Below are 26,384 nucleotides of genomic sequence, written 5' to 3' on the forward strand. Positions count from 1 at the left end.
TCACCCTGTGTCGCCTATCCCTAAATTCTGACATCCATGGGATGTCCAGCCAGGGATGTGCGTGATATCTGTACGAGTCGGCCGTCGACGCCAACGGGACGGTACGACGGCCGGTTTGCTGACTCGTATGGCGATTCAGCCCCGTTGATTCGGCACTCACTCGTCATGAGAGGACGCCTGAATGAGAAAGTCCTGGACTTCATCGCTCCTCACTCTTGCCACTGGCGCGCTCGGGGTGACGACGGCAGGTGTGACCCCTGCCTCCGCCGCCTCCAACACGCCTTTGCGGGTCATGCCGTTGGGCGACTCGATCACCTGGGGTGAGGGAAGCAGTAGGCAACGGCTACCGGGGTCCGTTGTGGGACAAGCTTGCGGCGGAAGGCCATCCGCTGGACTTCGTCGGCACGTTGCGGGGCGGTTCGATGTCCGACCCCGACAACGAAGGCCACTCCGGATACCGCATTGACCAGATCGCCGCGCTCGCCGACGCCTCGCTGACCCGCCACCGGCCCAACGTCGTGACGCTGGAGATCAGCACCAATGACCTCAACGGGAACTACCAGCCCGCCACCGCCACCGCCCGGCTGAAGTCGCTGGTCAACCAGATCACCGCCGCCGTCCCCGACGCAACCGTCCTCGTGGCTTCCCTGGTCGTATCCACCAGCGGCACGGTGGAGCAGTACCGTGCCTCGTACAACCAGGCCGCCCCCCACATCGTGAGCGAGGCACGGGCCGCGGGCAAGCACGTCGCATACGTGGACATGAGCAGCCTGACCACCGCCGACCTGACCGACACCCTGCATCCCAACGACACGGGCTACGTGAAGATAGCGGACGCCTTCCACCGCGGCATCCAGTCCGCGGACAGCGCCGGGTGGCTGAGGAACACCGCCCAGCTGGACCATTCGGATGCGGCATCGCGAACCGCTCGTGCGAGGCAGTGACCGTGCTGGACGAGGCCGATACCTCGGGCCTCCGGCTCCCCGGGGCCACCGCAAGACCCGCTCGGTCTGCCCCGGCCTCGACCTCGTCGCCCTCGCCCGCGGCAGGGGCGTACCAGCGTCGCGTGCCGCCACCGCCGAAGATCTCACGGACCGGTTGCGCGAGGCCTTCACCGAGCCGGGACCACATCTCATCGAGGCGGCGGTGCCGGCGCTGTTCTGAGCGCGTCCCGACCTTCGGTGACGGGTCGCAGCGCCAAGGGCAGCTCGGACGCGGGTCCCGTGCGGGCGACCCGCTCCCGAGCTGCCGTCGCGGCTCTGCTCACCTGCTGTCGCTGCCCCCGGTGGTGTCCATGAGGACCGCCCGTCCGGCCTCCAGCCGGGCCGCCGGGATGCGGAACGGCGAGCAGGAGACGTAGTCGAGACCTGCCCGGTGGAAGAAGTGGATGGACTCCGGGTCGCCGCCGTGTTCGCCGCACACCCCCGTCTCCAGGCGGGTGTTGACGCTGCGGCCCGCTTCGACGGCCAGCTCCACCAGTCGGCCGACGCCCTCCTGGTCGATCGTCTCGAACGGCGACACGCTGAAGACGCCCTTCTCCAGGTACAGCGGGAAGAAGGAGGCCTCGGCGTCATCGCGGGACAGGCCCCAGGTGGTCTGGGTCAGGTCGTTGGTGCCGAAGGAGAAGAAGTCCGCGCACTCGGCGATGCGTCCCGCGGTGAGCGCGGCACGCGGCAGCTCGATCATTGTGCCGATCGGGCAGTCGAGGGTCGTGCCGGTCTCCTCCTGGACCTCGGTGAGGACCCGTTCCGCCTCAGTGCGCGCCAGCCGCAGTTCCTCGACCGTCCCGACCAGCGGGATCATGATCTCGGCGCGCGGCCGGCCGCCGGCCCGCAGCCGCTCGACCACGGCCTCGGCGACCGCCCGCACCTGCATGGCCATCAGACCGGGCACGGCCAGGCCGAGCCGGACGCCGCGCAGGCCGAGCATCGGGTTCTGCTCGTGCATACGCTCGACGGCGGAGAGCAGTTCACGGTCGTGCGGGTCCGGCTGCTCGGCGCGAGCCAGCCGTACGGCCAACTCCGTGCGGTCCGGAAGGAATTCGTGCAGCGGCGGGTCGATGAGCCGGATGGTCACCGGCAGGCCGTCCATCGCCGTGAGAATGCCGGTGAAGTCCTCGCGCTGGAGGGGCAGCAGGGCTCCCAGGGCCTGCTGGCGGGCACTGTCGTCGCGGGCCAGGATCATCGCCTCGACCAGCGCCCTGCGCTCACCGAGGAACATGTGCTCGGTACGGCACAGTCCGATGCCCTGCGCGCCCAGACCGCGGGCGCGTACGGCGTCCTCGGGGGTGTCGGCGTTGGCCCGCACCTCGAGGCGCCGTACGGAATCGGCGTGGCCGAGGGCGCCCAGGACCGCCTCGGTGAGCGGCCCGCTCGCGGTACCGGTCTCCAGTGCGCGGCCGACGTCGGAGGCGGTCAGGGGGAGTGCGCCGAGGTGGACTGTGCCTGCGGTGCCGTCGACGGAGACGGTGTCGCCTTCGTACACGACCGCGCCCGATGCCGTGGTGAACCGGCGAGCTGCCGGGTCGACGTTGAGGGCTTCGGCGCCGCAGACGCAGACCTTGCCCATGCCGCGTGCGACGACGGCGGCGTGGCTGGTCTTGCCGCCCCGGCTGGTCAGGACAGCCTGTGCGGCGATCATGCCGGGGAGGTCGTCGGGAGTGGTCTCCCTGCGGACGAGGACCGTGTCCTCACCGGTCGCGGCACGTCGTACCGCCTCGGCGGAGTCGAAGACCACGACGCCGACCGCCGCGCCCGGGGAGGCGGGGACGCCCTGGGCGAGCGGCACGTCGGCCGGGGTGGTGTCGAAGCGGGGGAACATCAGACGGGTCAGGTCGGCGCCGTCGACGCGGACCAGGGACTCGTGCGCGGTGATCGTCCCCTCTTCGCACAGGTCGTGGGCGATGCGGAACGCGGCCTCGGCGGTACGCTTGCCGATGCGGGTCTGCAGGATCCACAGCTTGTCGCGCTCGACGGTGAACTCGATGTCGCACAGGTCGCGGTAGTGCCGCTCCAGGGTGCGCAAGTGATCGCTGAGCTGAACGTACGCGCGCGGGTTGAGCCGCTTCAGCTCGACCAGCGGCAGGGCGTCACGAACGCCCGCCACGACGTCCTCGCCCTGCGCGTCGGGCAGGTAGTCGCCGTACATCCCGCGTTCGCCGGTGGCGGGGTCACGGGTGAAGGTGACGCCGGTGCCGGAGTCGGGGCCGAGGTTGCCGAAGACCATCGCCTGGACGTTGACCGCGGTGCCGAGGTCCTCGGAGATGTGTTCGCGGCGGCGGTAGACGCGGGCACGTTCGCCGTTCCAGGAGTCGAAGACCGCGCGGATGGCGCGGGCCAGCTGCTCTGCCGGGTCCTGCGGGAAGTCCTCGCCGGTCTCCTTGCGGATGATGGCCTTGAACTCCTCCGTGATCAGGGCGAGTTCAGCGGTGTCGAGGTCGTGGTCGCCAGCCACCTCGCGCCGTGCCTTGTGTTCGGCGATGGCCTGCTCGAACAGGTCGCCGTCCACACCCATCACGGTGTGGCCGAACATCTGGATGAGCCGCCGGTAGGAGTCCCACGCGAACCGCTCCTGTCCGGAGGCCTTGGCGAGTCCGGTGACGGACCGGTCGTTGAGTCCGATGTCGAGGATGGTCTCCATCATTCCGGGCATGGAGAAGCGGGCGCCCGAGCGCACGGACACCAGCAGCGGATCGTCGGGCGCGCCGAGGGTCCGGCCCATGGCCCGTTCCAGTCCGGCCAGCGCGCGGGCCGCCTCGACGCTCAGCTCGGGCGGCTCCTCGCCCGACTCCAAGTAGACCTTGCAGGCCTCGGTGGTGACGGTGAAGCCGGGCGGCACCGGCAGCCCGAGCCGGGTCATCTCGGCCAGTCCGGCTCCCTTGCCGCCCAGCAGGGCGGCCATCTCCCGGCTGCCTTCGGCGAACTCGTACACGTATTTGGTCGGCGCAGTCATCAGGACTCGGGCCTCTCACTCGTGGGGTACGACGGCCACGGGGCAGCCGACGTGATGGATGGCGGTATGCGTGACGGGGCCGATGCGCGGACCCACCGACCGGTCGGTGAGGTGCCGGCCGACCACCAGGAGGCCCGCCCCGGAGGCGGCCCGCAGCAGCGCGGACCGGGCTCGGCCCTCCGTGACCGTCTCGGTGACCTCGACGCCGGGGTACTTGTCGAGCCACACCTGGAGTACGGCGGACAGGAAGCCGTGCCATTCCTCGGCTCGCTGCGGTCCGTTCACCAGGCCGATCTCGCCGGGGCCGAGCCCCAGCGGGGACGGTGGCTGCCACGCGTGGACCACACGGAGCCGCGCGCCGCGGAGCCGGGCCGCCTCGAAGGCGAACTCGATCACCGCGTCGCAGGGATCGCCCAGGTCGACGCCCAGGACCACATCCCGGTGGCCGGTCCGGGTGGAGGTGGCGCCGTCGTCCGCCGGAAGGTGCTCGTCGGAGACTTCCTCGTCCGCCCGGACAAGGACGACGGGGCATGGGGCACGGGCCACGACGCCCTGCGCGACCGAGCCCATCAGGAACCCGGTGAAGCCGCTCAGACCGCGTGAGCCCAGCACCATCAGCTCGGCCTCCTGGGCCGTCTTCAGCAGGGCAGCGGTCGCGGGACCCTCCACCTGCTCGTCGTACAGGTGGACATCGGGGGCGGCCGACCGCACCCGCTCCTCCGCCTGCCGCAGGACCCGCCGCGCCTGATGCCGCTGGGCGGCCGTGACGGGTTCGCCGTCCTCCTGGCGCGGATGCCAGTTCCAGACGTGCGTCAGCCGCAACGGCAGATCGCGGCGTGCCGCCTCATGGGCGGCCCACTCAGCGGCGGCGAGACTCTCGGCGGAGCCGTCGACTCCCGCGATGACGGGCGGAAGCATGATCCGCACCTCCTGCGCTCGGTCTGCTCCTCCCTGCCAGCGTCGCCCCGCGATCTACCCGCAGGTATGGGCCGCCAGGTCTGCACCCGAGGTCCGTTCGGCCCCAGCGCTCACCCGCCTCGCACAGTCGGGGTGGAGAGGCCACGGACCTGGAACGCGGCACACCATGGAACGAGTGATCACCGCCGGAGTCGACCGGTCGGCACGCGGCCGTGCGGCCGCGGACCGGGCCGCGCCCGAGGCGCTGCGGCACAGGCTGCCCCTGCGGGCGGTGTATGTGGCACCGCCGGAGAACCTGGGCCCGGTGGAGCGGCCCTACCGCCCGGACGGTCACCAACAGGTGGCGTACCACGTGGTCGCCGAACTCACTGGCTGGCACCAGTCGTTGACGGTCCGGGCCGTGAGCCTCGCCGGCGCGCCCGTCCCCGAGCTGCGGGCGGCGAGCGCGCGCGGAACTGGTCGTCCTCGGCCTGCGCGGCGAGGGTCAGCACCCAGGCGCTCCTGGGCTCGGCCGCAGCGGCCCTGGTCACCGGATGCGCCGGGCCGCTGGTGCCAGTACCCGGGACCCTCGCGGGGCCGGATGCACCGGGCCACATCGATGCCGTGACCGTGGGTGTCGACGCCCGGGACCCGGCGGGCGGCGCGCCCGGCTTCGCCTTCGAGGCAGCCCGGCCGCACGGCGTACACCTGGGCGCTGCCGGTGGGCGCAGCCGAGTCGCCCTTCCCGGTGCCGGAGAAGGACCGCGCCGCCTGGGAGGACCACGAGGTGGCCCTGCTGTCCGACGCGCCGCGGCCATGGCGCGCGAAGTACGTGGCCGTCGATGTCCGGGCGGACGCGCTGCTGTTCCCCGGGCCGAGGCCCTGGCCCACGCCTCGGAGACCTCCGGGTGGGTGGTGGTCGGCCGACACACCGCCCTGGCCCTCCTGGAGCACGCGCGATGCCCGGTCGCGGTCGTGCGGCCCAGGCCGGGGCCAGGCGTATCGGCCCTGGGCGATGGGTCGTTCGGCCCCTGTGGGATCGAACGACGCCGGCGCACGGTGAGAGGTATGAGGACGCGTACGCGCTTCGCCGTCATCGGCGTCGGGAACGAGTTCCGGCGCGACGACGGCGTGGGCTGGGCCGTGGTCGAACGGCTCCGGAAGCGGGCCGGCGACGGGCCTCTCCCGTCGGACACCGTGTTCGCGACCTGCGACGGTGACCCCGGCCGGCTGATCGGGCTGTGGGAACGCGCCGCGCTCGCCGTGGTCGTCGACGCGGCCCACGCGCACCCGGGTGCCCCCGGCCGCGTCCACCGGCTCGAACTGCATGCCGGACTCCTCGACCGGCCGCGGACCACGAGTTCGCACGGGCTGGGACTCGGCGAGGCCGTCGAACTGGCCCGGGTTCTCGGACTCCTGCCGGACCACCTGGTGGTGTACGCGGTGGAGGGCGCCGACGGTTCGTTCGGCACCGGTCTCTCCCCCGCTGTCGCGGCCGCCGTGGATCCGCTCGTGACGGCCGTCGAGGACGAACTTGCACGGCACCGGGACGCGATCAGCGGGGGGCGGTCATGATGATGCGGCAATTCCGTGTGTACGGCACCGTCCAGGGCGTCGGCTTCCGCCCGTTCGTCTATCGGACGGCCGCCGAGCTCGGCCTGGACGGCTGGGTGGCCAACGTCGACGGTCATGTGGAGGGCGAGGTCGCCGGACCGCCCCCCGCCATCGACGAGTTCGCGGCCCGGCTGCAAGCCGGCGCACCCGTCCTGGCCCGGGTACGCCGGGTCCAACTGGCCGACAGCACACGGCAGTCGGCGTACCGCCCGGGCTTCCACGTGCGGCACAGCGCGCCCGCACCCGCCGATCGCACGGGACGCGAGGTCCCATCCGACGCGGCGATCTGTGAGGCCTGTCTGCACGAACTGCGCGATCCCGCGGACCGGCGCCACCGCTACCCGTTCATCAACTGCACGGACTGCGGGCCGCGAGCCACGATCGTCGAGGACCTGCCGTACGACCGGATCCGCACGACTATGAGGCGGTTCCCGCTGTGCGCGGACTGCGCGGCCGAGTACGCCGACCCGGCCGACCGGCGCTTCCACGCCGAGCCCATCGCGTGTCCCGCCTGCGGACCGGAGTTGGCCTGGGAGGAACTCCGCGGCGAGGCGGCCCTGCAAGCCGCGGTCAAGACCGTCGTAGGGGGCGGGATCGTCGCGTTGAAGGGACTCGGCGGCTACCAACTGGTGTGCGACGCGGGCGATCCGACGGCCGTGTCTGAGCTGCGGCGCCGCAAGCGCCGCCCGACGAAACCGTTCGCCGTGATGGTCCGCGACCTCGGCACGGCGGCCCGGCTGGCCCAGATCGGCGCCACCGAGCGAGGCATCCTGACATCTCCGGAGCGCCCGGTGATGCTGCTCGCCCGGCGCCCGTGGCACGGCCCGGCCCCGCTCGCGCCCGAGGTTCATCCCGGCGTGCGCCGGATCGGCCTGTTCCTGCCCACCACCGGCCTTCACCACCTCCTGCTCGACGAGCTGGTCCGGCCGCTCGTGGTCACCAGCGGCAACCTCGGCGACGAGCCCATCACCATCGAGGACGCGGAGGCCCGGCGCGTCCTGGCGGGCGTCGCGGACGGCTTCCTCACGCACGACCGACCGATCCACTCCCGCTACGACGACTCCGTGGTGCAGTGCACCGGCCGGACCCGGATCACGGTCCGCCGGGCACGCGGGCTGGCCCCGGCCCCGCTGCCCCTCCGCGTACACGAACCGGTCGCCGGGGCCGGCGCCCAGCTGAAGCACACGTTCACGCTGGCCGCCGACGGCCGGGCCCATCTGGGGCCGCACACGGGCGACTTGGCGAATGTGGCGACCCACGACGCGTTCCGGACGTCGTACGACCAACTCAAACGACTCACGGGCATCGAGCCGGTGGCCCTGGCGCACGACCTGCACCCCGGCTATCTGTCCACGCAGTGGGCACAGGAGCAGCGGCTGCACAGCATCCCGGTGCAGCACCATCACGCGCACGTGGCCGCGTGCGCGGCCGAACACGGGGTGCGGGGCCGGTTCCTCGGGGTCGCCTACGACGGTCTCGGGCTGGGCGACGACGGCACGCTGTGGGGTGGCGAGATCCTCGTCGCCGACCTGAGCGGCTACCGCCGCGTGGGCAGGTTCGCGACCGCGCCCCTGCCCGGCGGCGACGCGGCGGTACGCCATCCGTCCCGTACGGCCCTCGGCCGCCTGCTCGGCGGTGAAACGCTGGGTTTCCCTCGCCCGTACCCGTGGCTCACCCGGTCCTTCAGGGACCGGCTCGATCCGGCCGAAGTGGCCATCGTGCGCGCCATGATCGCCCGGGACGTCAACTGCCCGCGCGCGTCCAGCGCCGGACGGCTCTTCGACACAGTCGCGGCCTTGCTCGGCCTCGCCGACCGGGTCAGCTACGAGGGCGAGGCGGCCGTCCTGCTCGAAGCCGCGGCGGGCGACGAGCACGCCGTCCCGCTCGCCCACCGTGTCGTACGGGCGCAGGGCCTGTGGGTGTACGATCCCGCGCCCACCCTCGCCGACCTGCTGGAACGGCAGGCGGACGGGGAGCCCGCGGCCCGGCTGGCCGCCGCCTTCCATGTGACGCTCGGGCTGGTCACCGCGGAGCTGGTCGCACGGGCGGTGGCCGAAGGCGCGCCGCACACGGTGTGCCTCGGCGGCGGCTGCTTCGTCAACCGGCGGCTGCTGACCGAGGTGAAGCGCCGACTGCACGCGCAGGGACTGCGGGTGCTGGTCGGCGGTCACGTTCCGGTCGGGGACGGCGGAATCAGCTACGGCCAGGCGGCGGTCGCGGCCGCGCGGTTGGCCGGGGAGAGGTGAACACGCATGTGCCTGGGCATCCCGGGACGGATCCTGGAAATCCACGACGACGCCGGACTGCGCATGTCCACGGTCGACTTCGGCGGCATCCGGCGCGAGGTCTGCCTCAGCTGCACGCCCGAGGCGGACGTCGGGTCGTACGTCATCGTGCACGTCGGTTTCGCGATCACCCAGGTCGATGAGGCGGAGGCACGGCGCACGCTCGACGTCCTGCGGGCGATGGCGGGCGCGGTCGAGGGCGAGTTGGGCGAGCCCCTTACCTGACGGTTCGCGGGCCGGTCGGCCCCCAAGGACCGCTCGGCCCGGCCGCGAAGGGCCGGTCGGCCCCTCCCCCGGACCCGGCCGAGGGCCGAACCTGGCGGTGGAGGAACACGCAGCCGCCTCGGACGAACCCCTGGACTGGGAGGACCGACATGACCGCCACCACAGCCCCGACCGCCGTACTCGACCGGAACGGTCTGGACGCCCTGGTCGCGGCCCTGGTGGCGCAGGGACGCACCGTCGTCGGACCGACCCTCCGCGACGGCGCGATCGTACTGTCGGAGCTGACCTCGGCGAACGCGCTCCCCTACGGCTGGGGCGTCGAACTGGACGCCGGACGCTACCGGTTGGCCCCCCGGGAGGACGGGGCCGCCTTCGCGCACAGCGCGGGACCGCAGTCCTGGAAATCGTATCTGCACCCCTCGCGCGAGCGACTGTGGAGCGCCGACCGGACACCGGAGGGCCGCGTGGCTTTCACCGCGCACGAGCCCGAGCCGTCGTCATACGCCTTCCTCGGTGTCCGCCCCTGCGACCTGCGCGCCATCGCGATCCAGGACCACGTCCTGACCGACGGACGGTACGAGGACACCGGGTACGGGAAACGCCGGCGGCGCGCGCTGCTGATCGCCGCCGAGTGCACCGAACCGGGCGCGACCTGCTTCTGCGTGTCCATGGGCGGCGGGCCCGCGGCCGGTCCCGGCTACGACCTCGCCCTGACGGAGGTGATCGACGACGAAGGTCACCGGTTCCTGGTGCGCGTCGGCAGCGCGGAGGGCGCCCGGCTGATCGAGCAAGTCCCGCACCGCACGGCCGACTTGGTCACTGAGGCCGCCGCCCGCGAATCGGTGGACGCGGCCCGCGACCGCATGGGTCGTTCCATGCCGCCGGTCGACCTGCGGGCCCTGATGGGCGCGAGCCTGGACGCCGAACGCTGGAACGACATCGCCCAGCGCTGTCTGACCTGCGGCAACTGCACGATGGTGTGTCCCACCTGCTTCTGCACCACCACGGAGGAGATCACCGACCTGACCGGTGACCACACCGAGCGCTGGCAGCGCTGGGACTCCTGCTTCGACCTCGACTTCTCGTATCTGCACGGCGGCCCGGTCCGCTCCACGCCCCGCAGCCGCTACCGACAGTGGCTCACCCACAAACTCTCCACCTGGTACGACCAGTTCGGCACCTCCGGCTGCGTGGGCTGCGGCCGCTGCATCGCCTGGTGCCCGGCCGGTATCGACATCACGGAGGAAGTCGCCGCGCTGGAGGCCGAACACGAAACGGAGACGGACTGATGCCCCCCTCGATCGCCCTCCGCATGAACCACGCACTGCCCCACGACCACCGTGAACGACTGCTGCACGTCGGCCGCGAAGTCAGCTTCCCGGCGGGCACCCGGCTGTTCGAGGAGGACCGACACGCCGACCGGTTCTGGATCGTCCGGGACGGCACCGCCGCCCTCGACATGCAGGTGCCCGGCCGCCGGACCCCGGTCGTCGAGACGCTCGGGATCGGGGATCTCGTCGGCTGGTCGTGGCTGTACGAGCCCTACGTCTGGCAGTTGGGCGCCGCGGCGGTGACCCAGCTGCGTGCCTACGAGTTCGACGCGGTCGCCGTCCGGCTGATGTGCCTGGACGACCCCGCCTTCGGACAGGCCGTCGAACACTGGGTCGGACGAGTGCTGGCCCACCGGCTCAACGCGGCCCGCGCCCGTCTGGTCGACCTGTACGGGACGTACGAGACGAAGGAACCGCGATGACCGCCGTACCGGTCCCCCACCGTGTGGTCGGCCGCCGGCGGGAGACCGGTGACACGGTGACGCTGCGGCTCGAACCGGTGGACACGCCGCTGCCCGACTTCGTGCCGGGGCAGTTCGCGATGGTGCACTGCTTCGGCCGCGGCGAGATCCCCGTCTCGGTGAGTTCCGTGCAGGCCACGGGTGGTCTCGCGCACACGGTCCGTTCGGTGGGCGCGGTCTCCGACGGGCTGTGTGCGGCCAGGGTCGGGGACGTCGTCGGCATCCGCGGCCCGTACGGCACGAGTTGGGAGCTGGAACGGGCGCGCGGCCAGGACGTGCTGGTCGTGGCGGGCGGCATCGGGCTCGCCCCACTGCGGCCGCTGATCCTGAGCGCGTTGGCCGAACCGGAGGCGTACCGCCGGGTCAACGTGCTGATCGGGGCGCGCACCCCGGACGATCTGATCGCCCGCATGGAGGGCGAGAGCTGGGCCACGGCGTACACCGGCGTGACGGTCGACCTGCCCGACGCGGGCTGGCGCGGGGACGTCGGCGTGGTCACCCAGCTGCTGGGGCGGCCCCATTTCGATCCGGACGACACGACGGCGTTCGTCTGCGGTCCGGAGCCGATGATCCGTGCCACCGCCCGCGAACTCGCACACCGCGGTGTGCCCCGCGACCGCATCCGGGTCTCCCTGGAACGCAACATGCGCTGTGCGACCGGCCACTGCGGGCACTGCCAGCTCGGTCCGGTGCTGCTGTGCCAGGCCGGTGCGGTCGTGGGCTGGGACCTGGCCGAACCCCTGCTTTCTGTAAGGGAGTTGTGACGTGGCACTGAAACTCGGGGTGTTCAAACTGGCCTCCTGCGACGGCTGCCAGCTCACCCTGCTGGACTGCGAGGACGAACTCCTGGCGCTGGCGCGCGAGGTGGAGATCGCACACTTCCCGGAGGCGTCCAGCGCGATGGCTCCCGGCCCCTACGACCTGTCTCTCGTCGAGGGCTCGGTCACCACGCCCGAGGACGCCGAACGCGTGCGGGCGATCCGCGCGGACTCGCGGCACCTGGTGACCATCGGGGCGTGCGCGACGGCCGGCGGCATCCAGGCCTTGCGCAACTTCGCCGATGTGGACGAGTACCGGCGCACGGTCTACGCGCACCCCGAGCACATCTCCACGCTGGCCACCTCCACCCCCGTCTCGGCCCATGTGGACGTCGACTTCGAACTGCGCGGCTGTCCGGTCGACCGGCGGCAGCTCATCGAGGTGATCACCGCGTTCCTGGCCGGCCGCAAGCCGGACGTCCCGGACCACAGCGTGTGCTTCGAGTGCAAGCGGCGCGGCACGGTCTGCGTCACCGTCGCCCACGGCACCCCCTGCCTCGGCCCGGTCACGCACGCCGGATGCGGCGCACTGTGCCCGGCCTACCACCGCGGCTGCTTCGGCTGCTTCGGCCCGTCCGGCACGGTGAACCTGCCCGCGCTGATCCCGCTGCTGCGCCGCGACGGCCTCGACGAGGACGCCGTGGTGCGGATCCTGCGCACCTTCAACGCCCCCGCTTTCGATAAGGAGTTACGCAAGTGACGCACCGTGGATCCCGTGTGCTGCACGTCGGCTCGCTGTCCCGGGTCGAGGGCGAGGGCGCGCTCACCCTCCATGTGCACGACGGCACGGTCACCGACGCGCGGCTGGAGATCTACGAGCCGCCGCGCTTCTTCGAGGCGTTCCTGCGCGGCCGTTCGTACACCGAGCCGCCGGACATCACGGCCCGCGTGTGCGGGATCTGCCCGGTGGCCTACCAGCTGAGCGCGTGCGCTGCGATCGAGGACGCCTGCGGGGTGAGCGTCGACCCGGCGATCCGCGACCTGCGCCGGCTGCTGTACTGCGGCGAGTGGATCGAGAGCCAGGCCCTGCACATCTACCTCCTGCACGCTCCGGACTTCCTGGGCCGGCCGAGCGCGATCGACCTGGCGCGCACGCACCGCGCCGAGGTCGAACGGGGGCTGCGCCTGAAGAAGGCGGGCAACTCCCTGATGGAGCTGCTCGGTGGGCGGGCCGTGCACCCGGTCAACGTCCGTCTCGGCGGCTTCCACCGCGCTCCCACGCACAACGAACTAAGCTCACTGACCGAGGAGTTGAAGCGCGCCCTCGACGATGCGTGGGAGACCGTGCGCTGGGTCGCGGGCTTCGAGTTCCCGGACGCGCGTGTCGAGGCCGACCTGCTCGCGCTGGCAGAACCGGACACGTACGCCATCGAGGGCGGCACCCCGACCGCCCTTCGCGCCGACGGCACCAACTCCCCCTTCCCGGTACGGGACTTCACCGAGCACGTCGTCGAGACCCACGTCGCCCACTCCACCGCCCTGCACTCACGGCTCGACGGGCGCCTTCATCTCACCGGCTCCCTCGCCCGATTCGCGGTCAACGGCCGGCTGCTGTCGCCGGTGGCGCTGGAGGCGGCGGTCGAGGCGGGGCTGGGTGATCCGCGCGAGGGTGCCGTGTGCCGCAATCCGTACCGGTCCATCCTGGTGCGGGCCGTAGAGACGGTGTACGCCGTCGCCGAGGCACTGCGCATCATCGACGGCTACGAGCCGCCCGCGCACCCGTACGCGCAGGTGCCCCGGGTAGCCGGTGTCGGGCACGGCGCCACCGAGGCGCCGCGCGGGCTGCTCTACCACCGCTACGAACTCGACGCGGACGGCATCGTGAAGAGCGCGCTGCTGGTACCGCCCACCGCGCAGAACCAGGGTGCGATCGAGGACGACCTGCACCGTCTGGCCCAGCGTGCGATCAGCGAACACGACCCGGACGACGACGAGTTGACGGCGCTGTGCGAGCGGGCGATCCGCAACCACGACCCATGCATCTCGTGCTCCACCCACTTCCTCGACCTGACCGTCGTCCGTACCTCGGACCCATCCGCGGGAGGCTGTGATGTCTGAATCTCCATACACCGTGAGCGATGTGATGCCCCACACCGCCGTCGCCATCGGGAGCGAGGCGCCCTTCAAGGAGATCGTCGAACCGCTCGACCAGTGCAAGGGCAGCGCCGTGCCGGTGCTGGCGGGCGAGGGACGGGTCGTCGGGGTGGTGTCCGAGGCGGATCTACTGGCCAAGGAGGAGTACCGGGGCGCTGTCGAAGGCGATGCGCCGGTGCCCGCCAAGGCGAGCGCGGTGACCGCGGGCGAGCTGATGAGCGCCCCGGCGATCACCGTGCACGCGGACGCCACGCCGGCCGAGGCCGCCCGCATCACGGCCCGGCGGCACGTCAAGCGGCTGCCCGTCGTGGACGGGGCCGGCCTGCTGCAGGGCGTGGTCAGTCGCAGCGATCTGCTGACGGTGTTTCTGCGGGGCGACGAGGAGATCGCCGAGGAGATCCGGCACCACGTGCTCGGCCGGCTCCCGGTCACCACCGCCCTGACGCTGAGTGTCGCCGAGGGCGTGGTCACGCTCGGCGGTTCCCTGCCCGACCGCTCGCTCGTGCCCGTGGTGGCCCACGCGGTGCGGTCGGTGGAGGGGGTCGTGGACATCCGACTCGACCTCACGCACCGATGAAGTACCTGGACGAGTACCGGGATCCGGTGCTCGCGCGGCAGCTGTTGGACGAACTGCGGCGGACGGCCACGCGCCCCTGGCGGATCATGGAGATGTGCGGCGGACAGACCCACACCCTGGTCCGGCAGGGCATCGACGAACTGCTGCCGGCCGGCATGCGGATGATCCATGGCCCGGGCTGCCCGGTCTGCGTCACGCCGCTGGAGACCCTGGACCGGGCCATGGCCGTCGCCGCCCGCCCCGGTGTGCTCCTCACCAGCTTCGGCGACATGCTGCGGGTGCCCGGCACGGACACCGACCTGCTGTCGCTACGGGCGCGGGGCGCGGACGTACGGGTGGTCTACGCCCCGATGGACGCCGTACGCCTGGCCGCAGAACACCCCGACCGCGAGGTCGTGTTCCTCGCGGTCGGCTTCGAGACGACGGCGCCCGCGAACGCGATGGCAGTGCTGCACGCGGCCCGCCTCGGACTGGCCAACTTCTCGATGCTGGTCAGTCACGTCCTCGTACCGCCGGCCATGACCGCCCTGCTCGACGACCCCGACTGCGAGGTCCAGGCCTTCCTCGCCGCCGGGCACGTGTGCGCGGTGATGGGCTGGCGCGAGTACGAGCCGATCGCCGCCCGCTACCACGTGCCCGTCGTGGTCACCGGCTTCGAGCCGCTGGATCTGCTGGAGGGCATCCTCATGGCCGTACGGCAGTTGGAATCGGGCTGGTACGAGGTGGAGAACCAGTACGTGCGGGCCGTGCGACGGGCTGGCAACACCGCGGCGCAGGACGCGATGCGCCGGGTGTTCCGGGTGACCGACCGGGCCTGGCGCGGGATCGGCGAGCTGCCCGACAGTGGGCTCGAACTCGCCGAGGAGTACCACGGGTTCGACGCCGCCCGGCGCTTCGACGTGGGCGGTCTGTGCCCGGTCGAGGACGCCGAGTGCATCGCCGGCACCATTCTCACCGGGGCTCGGCTGCCCACCGACTGCACCGCATACGGCACCCGTTGCACGCCCCGTCATCCCCTCGGCGCGCCCATGGTGTCGTCCGAGGGCACCTGCGCCGCCTTCCACACGGCCGGACGCACTCCCACGAGGAGCACGGCATGAACATCCAGTGCCCCCTCCCCGCCCACGAGGGCGAGGTCGTTCTGCTGGGCCACGGCGCCGGCGGACGGCTCACCGGGGAACTGCTCGACCAACTGGTGCTGCCGGCCGTCGGCGGCGGCACGGGTCCGCTGGAGGACGCCGCGCTGCTGCCCGGGCATCCCCGCCTGGTGATGAGCACGGACAGCTTCGTCGTCAGCCCGCTGTTCTTCCCCGGCGGGGACATCGGGTCCCTGGCCGTGCACGGCACAGTCAACGATCTCGCGATGCGGGGCGCGTGGCCGCTCGCGCTGTCGGTTTCCCTGATCGTCGAGGAGGGGCTGCCGCTCGCCGAACTCCGAGCCGTCATGGAGTCGTTGGGCAAGGCCGCCCAGGACGTCGGCGTGCCCGTGATCACCGGAGACACGAAGGTCGTGGGGCGCGGTGCGGCCGACCGGCTGTTCATCAACACCACCGGTGTCGGACAGCGACACGAACTCCTCGCCCCGTCGGCCGCGTTGGCGCACCCCGGGGACGCCGTACTGCTGTCGGGGTCGATCGGACTGCACGGCACGACCGTGCTCGGCACGCGCGAGGGCCTCGGCTTCGAGAGCGACATCGCCTCCGACTCCCGGCCGCTGCACCGGCTGGTGCGGGCCCTGGCGCCGCTCGGGGACGCCGTGCACGTGCTGCGCGACCCGACCCGGGGCGGGCTCGCCGCGGCGCTCAACGAGATCGCCCGTGACTCGTCCGCTGCCGTCGAGGTCGAGGAGAGCGCGGTTCCCGTGCCCGAGGCGGTCGCTTCGGCCTGTGATCTGCTCGGCCTGGACCCGCTGGTCGTCGCCAACGAGGGCTGTCTGGTCGCCTTCGTGGAAGCCGATGCGGCCGAGAGCGCGCTGGCCGCGATGCGGTCGGTTCCCGAGGGGGCACGGGCCGTGCGGATCGGCGAGGTGCTCCGGGAGGGGCCGCGGGGGCGAGTGACTCTGCGGACCCTGGTCGGCGCACGGCGCATCGTGGAGATGCCGCTCGGCGAGCAGCTCCCCCGCATCTGCTGACCGGTGGCACGGGACGGTCCAGGCGGCGAGCAGCACCAGGCCTCCACGAGGTGGATGCGGCGCCCGAGCCGGTTGCGCCGAAACCGCCACCCGCGCACTCGGGCCGGCTGTCCGCTCCTGCCGGGTGTCGTGATCCTCACCTGCCCGGCGCGCCACTGCGGACGAGCGTCTCCGCAGGCCCGCGCCGGGGCATGGGCCGCCCCTGGGTCGTATGGCCGAGGCGCAGGATCATCTGCGGGAAGCGGCCGAACGCTAGCCTCGTCCGGACCTCCGCGCGCACCGAGGGTACTTCGAGGGGCTGGGTGTGGAACGCCGCCCGGACCCGGTGGGCCGCCGCGTACAACAGCACGCGTTGGAGCGCCTGACCTGCGCGCAGCCAGTCCGGACGGGTGTCGTAGGGCGTGGTGAGGATGGCGACCACACCCGTGCGCGACACCCATTTCTGGGGTGGGAGAGCGAACTGCCGGACGAGGCCCAGATAGTCACGGGCGGCCAGCAGTACGCAGTCCGGGTGGTACAGGCAGGCCTCGGCCGGGACTCCGGCCGGTCCGACACACCCCGCGACCTCGGCCGTGTGCCCCCGGTCGGCACGGTGCACGTTCTCCGCGGTGCGCACCAGATCCGCGAGCAGGTGCAGTCTCTCCGGGTCCTCCACGATGTGGAGGGCAGCACCCTCGGCGCGTGCGTGTTCCCGCAGCTCGTCGAGCAGCTCCGCCCCGACATGCTCCGCCCCGAACGGCCCGCGGTGCGTGTGCCTGTGCGCCATCGTGCCCGCCATCAGCGCCTCGTCGAACGTGGCCGGGGCATGGGCGGCGAAGGCCACGCGCGCCAGGTACGCCGGGTTGCCGGACTCCGGCAGCAGGTCGACAACAGGCTGGAATCCGAGGTTGCGCACGGCGATCCGCGCGTTGAACAGCGCCGCCCCGCAGGCGATGACCGACTCCCGGCCGCCCGGATCGGTCAGGACCAGTCGGCGCCCACGATCCGCGTGGATCTCGAAGCCGTGGTCGTGGCCCTCCTCGACGAAGAACCAGGGCTGGTTGTTGTGCGGCGAGGGCGCGAGAGATGCGGCGTGGGCCAGGTGCAAAGCCGCACGGCCGTGTTGTTCGTACGCCAGAGACATGGTGCCCCCTTCATCAACCGTTCCCTTCCAGGATCCTCGCGCATCGTCCCCCGGCCCATGGGCCTTCCGTCCACGCATCAGGTCTGGGCGGCCCTCTCCGGGCCGGTGCCTGGGCTCCCGCGGCGCTGCCGCCGTGCTCGCTCCGAATGTTCGGGGTTGCCAGGCCGTTCGGCCCTGGCCCCGGGTCGTACGGCACTGGTCGCCGCCTCCCGGTGGGAGTTCGCTGGAAGTGTCGGAGGAGGAAGCCATGAACAGCGCACCATCGCTCACACCCCGCAGGCACCGGCGCCGCTCCACCGTGGTCACCGCAGCGCTGACGCTGCCCCTGCTCGCGGTCACCGCGTGCGGTACGACCACCGGTACGGGAACGCCTGGCGGCACCAACCCGAGCACGCCTCCCACTGCCGGCACGGGCACGTCGGGCGGCACATCGGGCGCACGCCCTCCGTCTGTCCCCACAGCGCCGGAGGCGACGGCGGCGCCCACCACCGCTCCCTCCGGCGACACGACGACACGCGTCCGTGTGGGGGTGTACTTCCTGCACCGCGAGAAGGTCTCCCCCGCCCCGCGCACCGTGACCGCGCCGACGACAGCCACCGCCGCCGTACGAGCCCTGCTGGCCGGTCCCGACCGCTACGAACGCGCCCACGGCCGGGCCACGGCCATCCCGTCCGGAACGCGGCTGCGTTCCCTCGTCGTCCGCAACCACGTAGCCACGGTCGACCTCTCCGGCCGCTACGACGACGAAGGCGGCAGCCTGTCGATGCGTGAACGCCTCGCCCAGGTCGTGTTCACCGTGACCCGCTTCCCGACCGTCCACAAGGTCGCCTTCGAGGTCGACGGCAAGCCGGTGACGTCCTTCGGCGGCGAGGGAATCGTCCTGAACGGACCGGTCGGCCGGAGCGACTTCGAGGACCGGGCTCCCGCCGTGCTGGTCGAGTCGCCGCTGATCGGTGACACCGCACGCACCCCGCTGAGGGTGTGGGGCAGCGCCGACACGTTCGAAGCACAGTTCCGGCTGAGGGTCACCGACACCACCGGGCGCACCGCCGCGGACGTCGTGGTCAGGGCGACGTCCGGTACCGGCACGCGCGGCACCTTCGACGTGACGTTCCCCTACAAGGCGGCTCGCACCGGCCCGGGTCTGCTCACCGCGTACGTCCTGTCGCCCAGGGACGGCACACCGGTGACCGTCGACACCGTGTCGCTGACCGTGAACCGCTGACACCGGTCCCCGGTACGGGACGACCCCGGCGCGCACTCTCCGCGCCGGGGTCGTCCCGTACCCGCCTCACCAGCGACATTCAGCCGTTGCTCACCTGCTCACTCCTTCTGCTGTGCCGCCGCCAGTTCGGCGGCGATCCGCGCCGCCCAGTCCTCGATCGCGCCGAAGTCGCGGAAATCTCCGCCCTTCTCGTTGCGCACGATCGACTGGGCGATGCGTCCCGTGGCTCCCTCCTCCAGACAGCCACCGAAGGTGACGTGGCTCCTGGCACCAAGCCGGACCATGGTGCGTCGTACGCCGCGCACAGGCGGGATGTCCCGCTCCGATGCCGAGGAGTCCAGCGGACCGCTGCTGAACAACCACAGCGGACGCTCGGCCAGTTGGCGGCCGTGTCGGCTCACGAACCGGCGAGCGTCGCGGTGCCGGCGGCCGGCGTACAGCCCGCTGCCGAGCACCACCGCGTCGTACGGCGTCACGTCCACGACGAACCTGGCAGGCGACAGGTCGGGGATGAGTCCCCCTTGCGCAGGACCTCGGCCACGGCCTCGGCGATCTGCGCGGTCGATCCGTTCGTCGTCCCGTAGGCGACCAGCACGCTGGTGGGCATGACGGTCCGCCTCCTCTCACTTCACAGGTGGTGCACCCAGTCCTCGGTGACACCGTGGTATTTCTGCTCGTCGGGCTGGATGCGCGAGTCGTCCCGCCGGTAGGAGAGCTGGTCGACGACCGCGACGACACCGTCGATCCGACGGGTCATGGAGACGGCGATCTCCGTCTCGCTCTTGCGCTCCATCTGGCCGAAGAGCGTGACGACGCCCTCCACCACGGAGACGTCGATGCTGCGCGGCGCCTGCCAGAGGGCACGCACCAGCACCTCTTCGACCACCTCGTCGCGAATCTCCGTGTCCGGCCGCAGGAAGACCTGGAGCACATCGCGGCGGGTGACGATGCCGACGAGCCGCTGTTCCTGGTCCAGGACGGGCAGCCGCTCCACACGATGCCGTGCCATGGTCCGGGCCGCCTCGACGATGGTGTCGTCGGCGTGCACGGTGACGGGCGGCTCGGTCATCAGCTGGCCGGCGGTGCGGGCCGTGGCCTTCGCGGCCCGCTGCCTGGCGCTGCGCGTCAGCTCGGCGAACCGGAACCGCTTCTTCGGTTCGTACGGGTCGGGTGCCTCGGCCTGGTGGGCCATCAGGTCCGTCTCCGAGACGACTCCGACGACCCGGTCGTCGTCGTCGACCACGGGCAGGCCGCTGATGCGATGTTCGCCGAGCAGCCGTGCCACCTCTTTGAACGGCGTTCCGTGGGTGGCACGGACAACGTCCGTGGTCATCACGGAGCCGACCGTGTTGTGCTTCATGGTGTTCCCTCCTCAGCGAAGTTGGCGCAGATACGGGTCCTGCGCCCTGCGGGGCAGAAGGCGGACGCGTGCATCGAGGACGGATACTCCGCCCGGTGCCGCGAGTACGGGGTTGAAGTCCGTCTCGGCCAGCTGCGGCAGGTCGTTCGCCATCCGGGACAGCCGCAGCAGCAGCTGTTCGAGGCCTTCGAGGTCGACGGGCCGGCTGCCGTGTGCACCGAACAGGAGCGGGGCGCAGCGCGGAGCCGTGATCAGGTCGTGCACGTCGTGGTCGGTGAGCGGGGCGAGCCGGGCGGTCTGATCGGCGAGAATCCCGGTCGCGGTGCCGCCGAGGCCGAACAGGACGAGCGGTCCGAAGACCTGGTCCTGGACGACGCCGGCGAACAGCTCGGTGCCGCGCTCGGCGAGCGGCTGCATGACCACGCCCGTGAGCAGACCTGCAAACCGGGTCTCCAAGTCGCGGAAGGCGGCGCGCACTTGGGGTTCACCGCGCAGGTCGAGCTGGACGGCGTGCTGTTCGCTCTTGTGCAACAGACCCGGCCAGTAGCCCTTCATGACCACCCGCCCGTCGGCGCCGCACAGCCGTTCGGCGGCGAGGACGGCGCCGTCCTCGGTGTCGGCCCAGGCCCAGACCGACAGGGGAATGCCATAGCAGTCGAGGAGTTCGGCGCATTGGCGCGGGTCGAGCCAGCCGCCGTCCGGATTCGCGTCGAAGTAGGCCTCGACGACGGTGTGGGCGCGCGCGGTGTCGATTCCGTCGAGGTCGGGGATCGCCCCTGCGGGCCGGGCGATCCAGGCCGCACGGTGGACGGCGTGCGCCAACGCCCGCGCGGCCGCTTGGGGTTCGGCGTAGGCGGGGACGGTCCGGTTGCCGACGGTGGGCAACAGCTCTACAGACAGGGCCTGTTCGAGACGGACCACGGCGATCGGCTTCGGCCCGTTTCCGGTTGCGTGAGTGACGGCCCGGACTAGGTCGTCCCCGGTCGCCGCGGCGACCGCCGTGGGGACCAGGGCTACGAGGACGGCGTCGACGCCGGCGTGCCGTGTGATCCGGTCCAAACACTCCTTGAGTTGCTCCTCAGTGACGGCCGCGGTGGCATCGACGGGGTTGCCGACGGCGGCGCCTTCGGGCAGCACGGCGAGCAGGTCGTCGACGAGTTCGGGGGTGGGCATCGGCAGAGTGAGCCCGGCCTCGGCGCAGGCGTCGGCCGCGAGGACCCCGGCTCCGCCCGCGTTGGTGACGATCGCGACCCGTGATCCGGTGGGCAGCGGCTGAGAGTGCAACAGGGCTGCGACTTCGAGGAGTTCACCGACGGAGCGGGTCGCGGTGATGCCTGCCTGGGTGAACAGCGCCCCGCGGGTCATGGTGAGGGTGGCCGCGGCCGCGGTGTGCGAGGCGGCGGCGCGGCGGCCCGCGTCGGTGCGGCCCGCGTCGACCGTCAGAACGGGCATCCGGCGGGTCACCCGCCGGGCGGTGCGGGAGAACGCCCTAGGGTTGCCGAAGGACTCCAGGTGCAACAGGGCCAGGTCGGTGCGGCCATCGCTCTCCCACCACTGGAGCATGTCATTGCCGCTGACGTCGAACTTGTCGCCCAGGGACGCGAAGGTCGAAACGCCGATGCCGAGCCGGGACAGCCCGTCGAGCAGGGCGATGCCCACGCCCCCGGACTGTACGGCGACGCCCGCCGTGCCGGGGCGCGGGTGATCGGCCGCGAAGGTCGCGTCGAGGCTCAGTTCCGGGTCGGTGTTGGAGACGCCGAGGCAGTTGGGGCCGACGAGCCGCATGCCGTAGGTACGGCACGCGGTCATGAGCGCTTCCACCTGGGCCGGGTCGAGTCCCGCCGTGACGACGGTGAGGGCACGTACGCCCGCCTTGCCGCACTCCTCGGCGGTGGCAGGCACGGCCGCGGCCGGTACGGCGACGACCACGAGGTCGGGTGTCCTGGGCAGAGCACTGACCGAGGGGTAGCTGGGCACGCCGAGGATGGAGGTGGCCGAGGGGTTCACTGCGAAGAGACGGCGGGTGAAGCCACCGGCGTGCAGGTGGTGCAGGATCGCCCGGCCCACGGACCCGGGTGTGCGTCCCGCGCCGACGACGGCGACCGCGTCCGGGCGCAGCAGCGGTTCGAGGCTGGCGACGTCGGCAGCGCGGCCGCGTGCGTCGATGGCCGACAGATAGTTCTCGTCCTCGTCGAGTTCGATGGTGCAGCGCGTCTCGGGGCCCTCGAAGCGGCGGGCGGTGCGCAGGCCGAGGTCGGCGAAGAGTCGCAGGACCTCGTGGTTCTCGCTGAGCGCGTCGGCCATGAACGAGGTGATCCCCTCGGCGCGGGCGGCGGAGACCAGGTGCTCGACAAGGAGGGTGCCGACGCCCCGGTGGTGCAGCCCGTCGGCGACCGCGATGAAGATGTCGGCCGCTGTCCCGGTGCCACCGGTGTCGTATTCGGCATGCGGCTGCTTGAGTCGCTACGTCGGGCCGATGGAGTTGAAGCAATCAGGGTGGTGCGCGAGCGCATCCTGCAGGAGCTGATCGAGGCCGAGGCCACCGATGTGATCGGTGCCGCGCCGCGCGAGCACTCCGAGACGCGCACGACCTGGCGCAAGGGACACCGGGACAGGCTGCTGACCACGCAGGCCGGCGACCAAACGTCGTGAGCCAGTCGAAGGCCGCCGCGCACAGGAACATGGGTGACCAGCGCGGTGCCCCGGAGTCCGGGCCGGAAAGGATCAAGAGAACGCTCCGGACGGCGACCCGTCAGGACCCGGGGCTGGGTGCCGAACCCAAGGGCGCTCAACGCCGGTCCGCCACCATCTCCTCGAGAGCAGGTGACATGGAGTCAGTCGCCTAACTGGCCCACGAACTCGTGCTCGTGGGCCGGCAGGGCGGGCGCGGCGGCGGCCCGGACGGTGTTCGCCCGCTCGACGTCCGCATAGGGCCGCTCGCCCCGGTACACGTGGGCATTGCCGCCGTGGGCGATGCGCAGGGGTTCAGCTCTTCACGAACGGCGTGTCAGTGGTGGACGGGTGTCCGCCGGGCCGGCCGGTGCGTGCGGACGACCGGTGTGACCGGCGGCCGCTGCGGTGTCCGGCGGCCGCGCATCCGCAGCACCAGCGCGTCGAGTGCGGCGCTGAGCACGAGGGTGACCGCTGCCGCGATCACCAGCAGGACAGCGAACTGCCTCCAGAACTCCGGTGTCAAGGTCGTGCCCACGGTGTTCACCCCCCTCTGTCTGCCGAGTACCTCTCACGGTTTCATCGAACCGCGGGAGGCCGGGTGGCACAGGGTGCCACAGGGCTCCCGCGGGGGCGCCGGTCGGCCCGGTCCGCGGGCCGGGTGGCCCATGGCAGGTCGGAACCCACGGGCACACGCCGGAGGTGGGAGGTCCGCAAGACTCTCTGGAGGCACGCGATGAACGCTTCTCCCCACCACGAGCATGCCGCGGACCCTGCCCGCGGAGCACCGCGAACGGCTGGTCAAGCCCCAGGTGAGGTGTCGATCCCTCTTGGCACTCGGCTCTTCGAGGAGGACGCCCGCGCCGACCGGTTCCGGATCACCGCATCGGCACGATCGCCCTCGACACGCACGTACCCGGCCGTCGCGCCGCCGTCGTCGAATCGCTGGGACACAACGAACTGGCCGGCTGGTCCTGGCTGTTCGCCCCCACACCTGGCACGTCTGTTACACGTCGTCCGCCGTGCACTCGGGCAGCGCTCCGGCGTGGCGAAGCAATCGTCGCCCAAGGTGCACAGCGACTCCCCCCGTCGCTCGTGCGCTGCCTCGTAGCCCTCGTCCTGCCAGGTCCAGGTGGTCACTTCGGTGCTCCTCACGCGAGCGGTCCGCCAGGATCCGTACGGCGTCGGCCCTTCGAAGCCATCGGGATCCGGCATGAGGATCAACCGGACAGCGGTACGACCGCGACCGGGCACTGCGCGTGGTGCGGCAGCGCGTGCGCGATCCGGCCCGGCCGGAGGCCGAGGGAGCTCTGACCGCGGTGTCCAGCAGGGCGGAGGCCCGTGCCTCGTGGCAGCGGGCCGCCGCCGTGGAGACTACGTCCTGCGCCGGGAGCCCCTCGGGCAGGGGATCGGGATCGCCGGTCCGGGCGGTAGCGCTTGGTCGCGCTCCTCCGGGACGACGGCGTGCACCAGCCGTGGCGGCACACCCAGCGGGCGGCCTCGTCGACCGCCCAGTCGACCGCGAGCAGGCTCGGGGCCGATCCGTCGACACCCACGACCTGGGGCTGCTCCATCGCGCCCACCCCTCTTCGCCGGACTTCGGCGTCCTGCAGCACAAGGCTCCACCGTCACCCTCGCACGCGCGGCCGGGCGGTACGAAGGCCACTCGGCCCAGCCGTCTGCCCGCTCAGCCCCTGGGCCGCCGGACATCGGATCGAGACGCTGGCGGTAACGCCGGAGGAAGAATGCCCTGGCTCCCGACAGAGACGGCATTCAGAGATCCGCGCGGACAACTGAAGGAGACGGTCATGGTTCCTCTCATTCTGATCGGCGCGACCGTGCTGGGCGGCTGCCTGGTGTTCGGCTACAGCTCGTTCGTCGTCGGCTTCTTCCTGATGGCGGCCGGGGTCCTCGGCCTCATCGCGTTCCTGAGCACCCGCGGCACCGTGCTGCGCCCGGGTGAGCGCGAGGCCGTCATCGAGGAACGGCACTACATCGGCAAGCACGACGACCACCAGCACTACCGGAGTTGACCGCGTTGGCCTCCGAAAGGATCGTTCGCCATGAAGGAAGCGATGTCCGCGGTACACCCGGCCCGGCTGGCCGCGGACCTCGATCCACCCCTGTCCCGCTGGCTGTGGCTCGTGAAGTGGCTGCTCGCCCTCCCCCACTGCGTCGTCCTGCTCTTCCTGTGGGTGGCGTTCGTGGGGGCGAGCGTCGGCGCCTTCTTCTCGATTCTGTTCACCGGCCGCTACCCGCGCCCGCTGTTCGACTTCAACACGGTGTGTTGAGGTGGAGTTGGCGCGTGCTCTACTACGCGTACGGCGCCCTGGCCACCGACCGCTACCCGCCCTTCACTCTCGCCGACGTGCCCGACTACCCCACGCACTGGGATGTGGCGTACCCGGAGAAACTGTCCCGTGGTCTCGTCCTGGTGAAGTGGTGGCTCCTGGGCGTTCCGCACTACCTGATCCTGGCCTTCCTTCTCGGCGGGCTCAAGGTGCCCTGGACTTCGGGCGGCTTCATCGCCCTGCTCGCCCTGTTCGCCGGGGTCTCGCTGGCCGCCAGGGGGCGCTACCCGCGCGGTCTGTTCGACCTGGTGATCGGGCTCGACCGGTGGGTGCCGCGCGTGGTTGCCTACGCGGCACTCCTGACCGACGTCTATCCGCCGTTCCGGCTCGACCAGGGAAGTGACGAACCGGGAACCTCGTCCTGACCGCTGCACCCGTCCCCGGCCCTCCGCCGCCGACGCAAGGGACCGTTGGGCACGGACAGGGCCCCGTCGGCCCACGCCACAGCTGCCGTGTCCGGGGCACCGTGGTCACAAGAGCCAACCAAGGAGGCCGCCATGACGGAACACACCGACGGCAACGGCATCGTGGTGGGCGTCGACGGATCCGAGGCATCGCTGGCGGCCCTGCGTTGGGCGGCCGACCAGGCGGAAGTCCTGCACACGGATCTCGTCGCGGTGCACGCCTGGGAACCGGTCACGAGCGGACACGCGCCCTACGCTCCGGCGCCCGCTGGTCCGACGGTCGCCCAGGAGCGCGATCGCGCGGCCCAGGTCCTGGCCGCCAGCGTGCGCGAGGCCCTGGGGCCCAGGATCGGTGGCACCGTGCGCCGCGTCGTGGTGGAGGGGCCGCCCGCTCGCGTGCTGCTCCAACAGGCGCGTGGCGCCCTGCTGCTGGCCCTGGGACGCAAGGCGCACGGGCACTTCGGACTGGCCTCGATCGGCGCGGTGGGCCGTGAGTGCCTGCGGCACGCGACGGTTCCGGTGGTGACCGTGCCGGTCGCGGACCGCTCCCGGGGTCCGCTCGGATCCGTCAACTCGCCTTCGCTGGCCGGGAGCAGTGCCTCGTAGCGCCACGGACAGGCGGAAGGCCGACCGGTTCGGACCTGGGGTCCGGGCCGGTTCCCGTGCCGGAGGGGAACGGGGTGTGCCGTACGGATACGAGGGGGTGGGGCCGGTCGGCTCTGGTGCGTGGTCGCTGTGGCCCACGGACCGGGGTCGGAGGCCCCCTCGTCGTACGGGCGTTCACGGACGAGGCTCAGGGCCTACGCGGTGGCCGGGTGAGAGGCACCTGGTCCGCGGGGCGCCGGGAGGCGGCGGTCATGTAGCGCG

At 71.9% G+C, this 26,384-nt stretch carries 20 protein-coding genes and 4 pseudogenes; 17 read left to right on the forward strand and 7 right to left on the reverse strand.

The window, feature by feature from the left end:
* The first annotated feature begins 320 nt into the window (after positions 1-320).
* The gene (locus tag AAFF41_RS03935) at positions 321-944 is read left to right on the forward strand and encodes an SGNH/GDSL hydrolase family protein (protein WP_343323471.1); all 624 of its coding nucleotides are present in this window, start codon (positions 321-323) and stop codon (positions 942-944) included.
* Positions 945-1,263: 319 nt separating this feature from the next.
* On the opposite strand, the gene ppdK is transcribed toward AAFF41_RS03935, so the two are convergent.
* Together ppdK and AAFF41_RS03945 are read right to left on the reverse strand one after the other, a co-directional pair.
* Entirely contained in the window at positions 1,264-3,951 is a 2,688-nt protein-coding gene (ppdK, locus tag AAFF41_RS03940; protein ID WP_343323472.1) for a pyruvate, phosphate dikinase, read from the reverse strand.
* Positions 3,952-3,966: 15 nt separating this feature from the next.
* Positions 3,967-4,869 (reverse strand): universal stress protein, encoded by a 903-nt coding sequence (locus tag AAFF41_RS03945; RefSeq protein ID WP_343323473.1) that lies wholly within the window; start codon positions 4,867-4,869, stop codon positions 3,967-3,969.
* 1,047 nt (positions 4,870-5,916) lie between these two features.
* On the opposite strand from AAFF41_RS03945, the gene AAFF41_RS03950 reads away from it, so the two are divergent.
* The 11 genes from AAFF41_RS03950 to hypE all read left to right on the forward strand — a co-directional run bounded on the left by AAFF41_RS03950 (position 5,917) and on the right by hypE (position 16,384).
* Positions 5,917-6,423 (forward strand): hydrogenase maturation protease, encoded by a 507-nt coding sequence (locus AAFF41_RS03950; RefSeq protein WP_343323474.1) that lies wholly within the window; start codon positions 5,917-5,919, stop codon positions 6,421-6,423.
* Entirely contained in the window at positions 6,420-8,708 is a 2,289-nt protein-coding gene (gene hypF / locus AAFF41_RS03955) for a carbamoyltransferase HypF (RefSeq protein ID WP_319754073.1), read from the forward strand. The genes AAFF41_RS03950 and hypF overlap by 4 nt, the downstream gene beginning before the upstream one ends.
* Positions 8,709-8,714: 6 nt before the next feature.
* Positions 8,715-8,972, forward strand: coding sequence for a HypC/HybG/HupF family hydrogenase formation chaperone (locus AAFF41_RS03960; RefSeq protein WP_319754072.1), 258 nt, complete (start codon positions 8,715-8,717; stop codon positions 8,970-8,972).
* A gap of 149 nt (positions 8,973-9,121) precedes the next feature.
* On the forward strand, positions 9,122-10,261 hold the full coding sequence (locus AAFF41_RS03965; protein WP_343323475.1) for a 4Fe-4S dicluster domain-containing protein: 1,140 nt from the start codon (positions 9,122-9,124) through the stop codon (positions 10,259-10,261).
* Positions 10,261-10,725: a Crp/Fnr family transcriptional regulator gene (locus tag AAFF41_RS03970; protein ID WP_319754070.1), complete on the forward strand. Its 465-nt coding sequence runs from the start codon at positions 10,261-10,263 to the stop codon at positions 10,723-10,725. The genes AAFF41_RS03965 and AAFF41_RS03970 overlap by 1 nt, the downstream gene beginning before the upstream one ends.
* Complete coding sequence (locus AAFF41_RS03975; RefSeq protein ID WP_343323476.1) at positions 10,722-11,528, forward strand: FAD/NAD(P)-binding protein; 807 nt, start codon at positions 10,722-10,724, stop codon at positions 11,526-11,528. The genes AAFF41_RS03970 and AAFF41_RS03975 overlap by 4 nt, the downstream gene beginning before the upstream one ends.
* Position 11,529: 1 nt before the next feature.
* A complete protein-coding gene (locus AAFF41_RS03980; RefSeq protein ID WP_343323477.1) occupies positions 11,530-12,282 on the forward strand; it encodes an NADH-quinone oxidoreductase subunit B family protein in 753 nt (250 codons plus the stop codon).
* Complete coding sequence (locus tag AAFF41_RS03985; protein WP_343323478.1) at positions 12,279-13,640, forward strand: Ni/Fe hydrogenase subunit alpha; 1,362 nt, start codon at positions 12,279-12,281, stop codon at positions 13,638-13,640. The genes AAFF41_RS03980 and AAFF41_RS03985 overlap by 4 nt, the downstream gene beginning before the upstream one ends.
* On the forward strand, positions 13,633-14,253 hold the full coding sequence (locus AAFF41_RS03990) for a CBS domain-containing protein (RefSeq protein WP_319754065.1): 621 nt from the start codon (positions 13,633-13,635) through the stop codon (positions 14,251-14,253). The genes AAFF41_RS03985 and AAFF41_RS03990 overlap by 8 nt, the downstream gene beginning before the upstream one ends.
* Complete coding sequence (gene hypD / locus AAFF41_RS03995; protein ID WP_319754064.1) at positions 14,250-15,353, forward strand: hydrogenase formation protein HypD; 1,104 nt, start codon at positions 14,250-14,252, stop codon at positions 15,351-15,353. Before AAFF41_RS03990 ends, hypD begins: the two co-directional genes overlap by 4 nt.
* Positions 15,350-16,384, forward strand: coding sequence for a hydrogenase expression/formation protein HypE (hypE, locus tag AAFF41_RS04000; protein ID WP_319754063.1), 1,035 nt, complete (start codon positions 15,350-15,352; stop codon positions 16,382-16,384). Before hypD ends, hypE begins: the two co-directional genes overlap by 4 nt.
* A 136-nt stretch (positions 16,385-16,520) precedes the next feature.
* Here the strand turns inward: hypE and AAFF41_RS04005 are convergent, their stop codons facing one another.
* Complete coding sequence (locus tag AAFF41_RS04005) at positions 16,521-17,507, reverse strand: Acg family FMN-binding oxidoreductase (RefSeq protein ID WP_343323479.1); 987 nt, start codon at positions 17,505-17,507, stop codon at positions 16,521-16,523.
* 247 nt (positions 17,508-17,754) lie between these two features.
* Here AAFF41_RS04005 and AAFF41_RS04010 point away from each other — a divergent pair, with 247 nt between their 5' ends.
* The gene (locus tag AAFF41_RS04010; RefSeq protein ID WP_319754061.1) at positions 17,755-18,732 is read left to right on the forward strand and encodes a GerMN domain-containing protein; all 978 of its coding nucleotides are present in this window, start codon (positions 17,755-17,757) and stop codon (positions 18,730-18,732) included.
* Between the two features lie 98 nt (positions 18,733-18,830).
* On the opposite strand, the pseudogene AAFF41_RS04015 reads toward AAFF41_RS04010, so the two are convergent.
* From AAFF41_RS04015 to AAFF41_RS04025, 3 genes and pseudogenes are all read right to left on the reverse strand, one after another.
* Positions 18,831-19,339, reverse strand: a pseudogene (locus AAFF41_RS04015) (flavodoxin domain-containing protein).
* Positions 19,340-19,360: 21 nt separating this feature from the next.
* Positions 19,361-20,092 (reverse strand): CBS domain-containing protein, encoded by a 732-nt coding sequence (locus AAFF41_RS04020; protein WP_319754059.1) that lies wholly within the window; start codon positions 20,090-20,092, stop codon positions 19,361-19,363.
* A gap of 12 nt (positions 20,093-20,104) precedes the next feature.
* Positions 20,105-22,537: pseudogene (locus AAFF41_RS04025) on the reverse strand (bifunctional acetate--CoA ligase family protein/GNAT family N-acetyltransferase); the annotation flags it as partial.
* Here AAFF41_RS04025 and AAFF41_RS04030 point away from each other — a divergent pair.
* Positions 22,538-22,732: pseudogene (locus AAFF41_RS04030) on the forward strand (transposase); the annotation flags it as partial.
* A gap of 367 nt (positions 22,733-23,099) precedes the next feature.
* Here AAFF41_RS04030 and AAFF41_RS04035 read toward each other — a convergent pair.
* The gene (locus AAFF41_RS04035) at positions 23,100-23,300 is read right to left on the reverse strand and encodes a hypothetical protein (RefSeq protein ID WP_319751915.1); all 201 of its coding nucleotides are present in this window, start codon (positions 23,298-23,300) and stop codon (positions 23,100-23,102) included.
* Positions 23,301-24,570: 1,270 nt separating this feature from the next.
* Between AAFF41_RS04035 and AAFF41_RS04045 the strand changes: the two genes are divergently transcribed.
* From AAFF41_RS04045 to AAFF41_RS04055, 3 genes and pseudogenes are all read left to right on the forward strand, one after another.
* A complete protein-coding gene (locus tag AAFF41_RS04045; protein ID WP_319751916.1) occupies positions 24,571-24,795 on the forward strand; it encodes a hypothetical protein in 225 nt (74 codons plus the stop codon).
* 30 nt (positions 24,796-24,825) lie between these two features.
* A pseudogene (locus tag AAFF41_RS04050) lies at positions 24,826-25,478 on the forward strand (DUF4389 domain-containing protein).
* A gap of 132 nt (positions 25,479-25,610) precedes the next feature.
* Entirely contained in the window at positions 25,611-26,123 is a 513-nt protein-coding gene (locus AAFF41_RS04055) for a universal stress protein (RefSeq protein ID WP_343323480.1), read from the forward strand.
* Positions 26,124-26,384 lie beyond the last annotated feature (261 nt).

The organism is Streptomyces mirabilis, from assembly GCF_039503195.1.
GTDB classification, from domain to species: Bacteria; Actinomycetota; Actinomycetes; order Streptomycetales; family Streptomycetaceae; genus Streptomyces; species Streptomyces mirabilis_D.

What these genes read in the sequence shown, in the direction of transcription:
- hypE (WP_319754063.1), top strand. Translation starts at nt 15,350, where the DNA reads ATGAACATCCAGTGCCCCCTCCCCGCCCACGAGGGCGAGGTCGTTCTG.
- AAFF41_RS04055 (WP_343323480.1), top strand. Translation starts at nt 25,611, where the DNA reads ATGACGGAACACACCGACGGCAACGGCATCGTGGTGGGCGTCGACGGA.
- ppdK (WP_343323472.1), bottom strand. Translation starts at nt 3,951, where the DNA reads ATGACTGCGCCGACCAAATACGTGTACGAGTTCGCCGAAGGCAGCCGG.
- AAFF41_RS03960 (WP_319754072.1), top strand. Translation starts at nt 8,715, where the DNA reads ATGTGCCTGGGCATCCCGGGACGGATCCTGGAAATCCACGACGACGCC.
- AAFF41_RS03970 (WP_319754070.1), top strand. Translation starts at nt 10,261, where the DNA reads ATGCCCCCCTCGATCGCCCTCCGCATGAACCACGCACTGCCCCACGAC.
- AAFF41_RS03990 (WP_319754065.1), top strand. Translation starts at nt 13,633, where the DNA reads ATGTCTGAATCTCCATACACCGTGAGCGATGTGATGCCCCACACCGCC.
- AAFF41_RS03945 (WP_343323473.1), bottom strand. Translation starts at nt 4,869, where the DNA reads ATGCTTCCGCCCGTCATCGCGGGAGTCGACGGCTCCGCCGAGAGTCTC.
- AAFF41_RS03950 (WP_343323474.1), top strand. Translation starts at nt 5,917, where the DNA reads ATGAGGACGCGTACGCGCTTCGCCGTCATCGGCGTCGGGAACGAGTTC.
- hypF (WP_319754073.1), top strand. Translation starts at nt 6,420, where the DNA reads ATGATGATGCGGCAATTCCGTGTGTACGGCACCGTCCAGGGCGTCGGC.
- AAFF41_RS04010 (WP_319754061.1), top strand. Translation starts at nt 17,755, where the DNA reads ATGAACAGCGCACCATCGCTCACACCCCGCAGGCACCGGCGCCGCTCC.
- AAFF41_RS03965 (WP_343323475.1), top strand. Translation starts at nt 9,122, where the DNA reads ATGACCGCCACCACAGCCCCGACCGCCGTACTCGACCGGAACGGTCTG.
- AAFF41_RS04020 (WP_319754059.1), bottom strand. Translation starts at nt 20,092, where the DNA reads ATGAAGCACAACACGGTCGGCTCCGTGATGACCACGGACGTTGTCCGT.
- hypD (WP_319754064.1), top strand. Translation starts at nt 14,250, where the DNA reads ATGAAGTACCTGGACGAGTACCGGGATCCGGTGCTCGCGCGGCAGCTG.
- AAFF41_RS03975 (WP_343323476.1), top strand. Translation starts at nt 10,722, where the DNA reads ATGACCGCCGTACCGGTCCCCCACCGTGTGGTCGGCCGCCGGCGGGAG.
- AAFF41_RS04005 (WP_343323479.1), bottom strand. Translation starts at nt 17,507, where the DNA reads ATGTCTCTGGCGTACGAACAACACGGCCGTGCGGCTTTGCACCTGGCC.
- AAFF41_RS04045 (WP_319751916.1), top strand. Translation starts at nt 24,571, where the DNA reads ATGGTTCCTCTCATTCTGATCGGCGCGACCGTGCTGGGCGGCTGCCTG.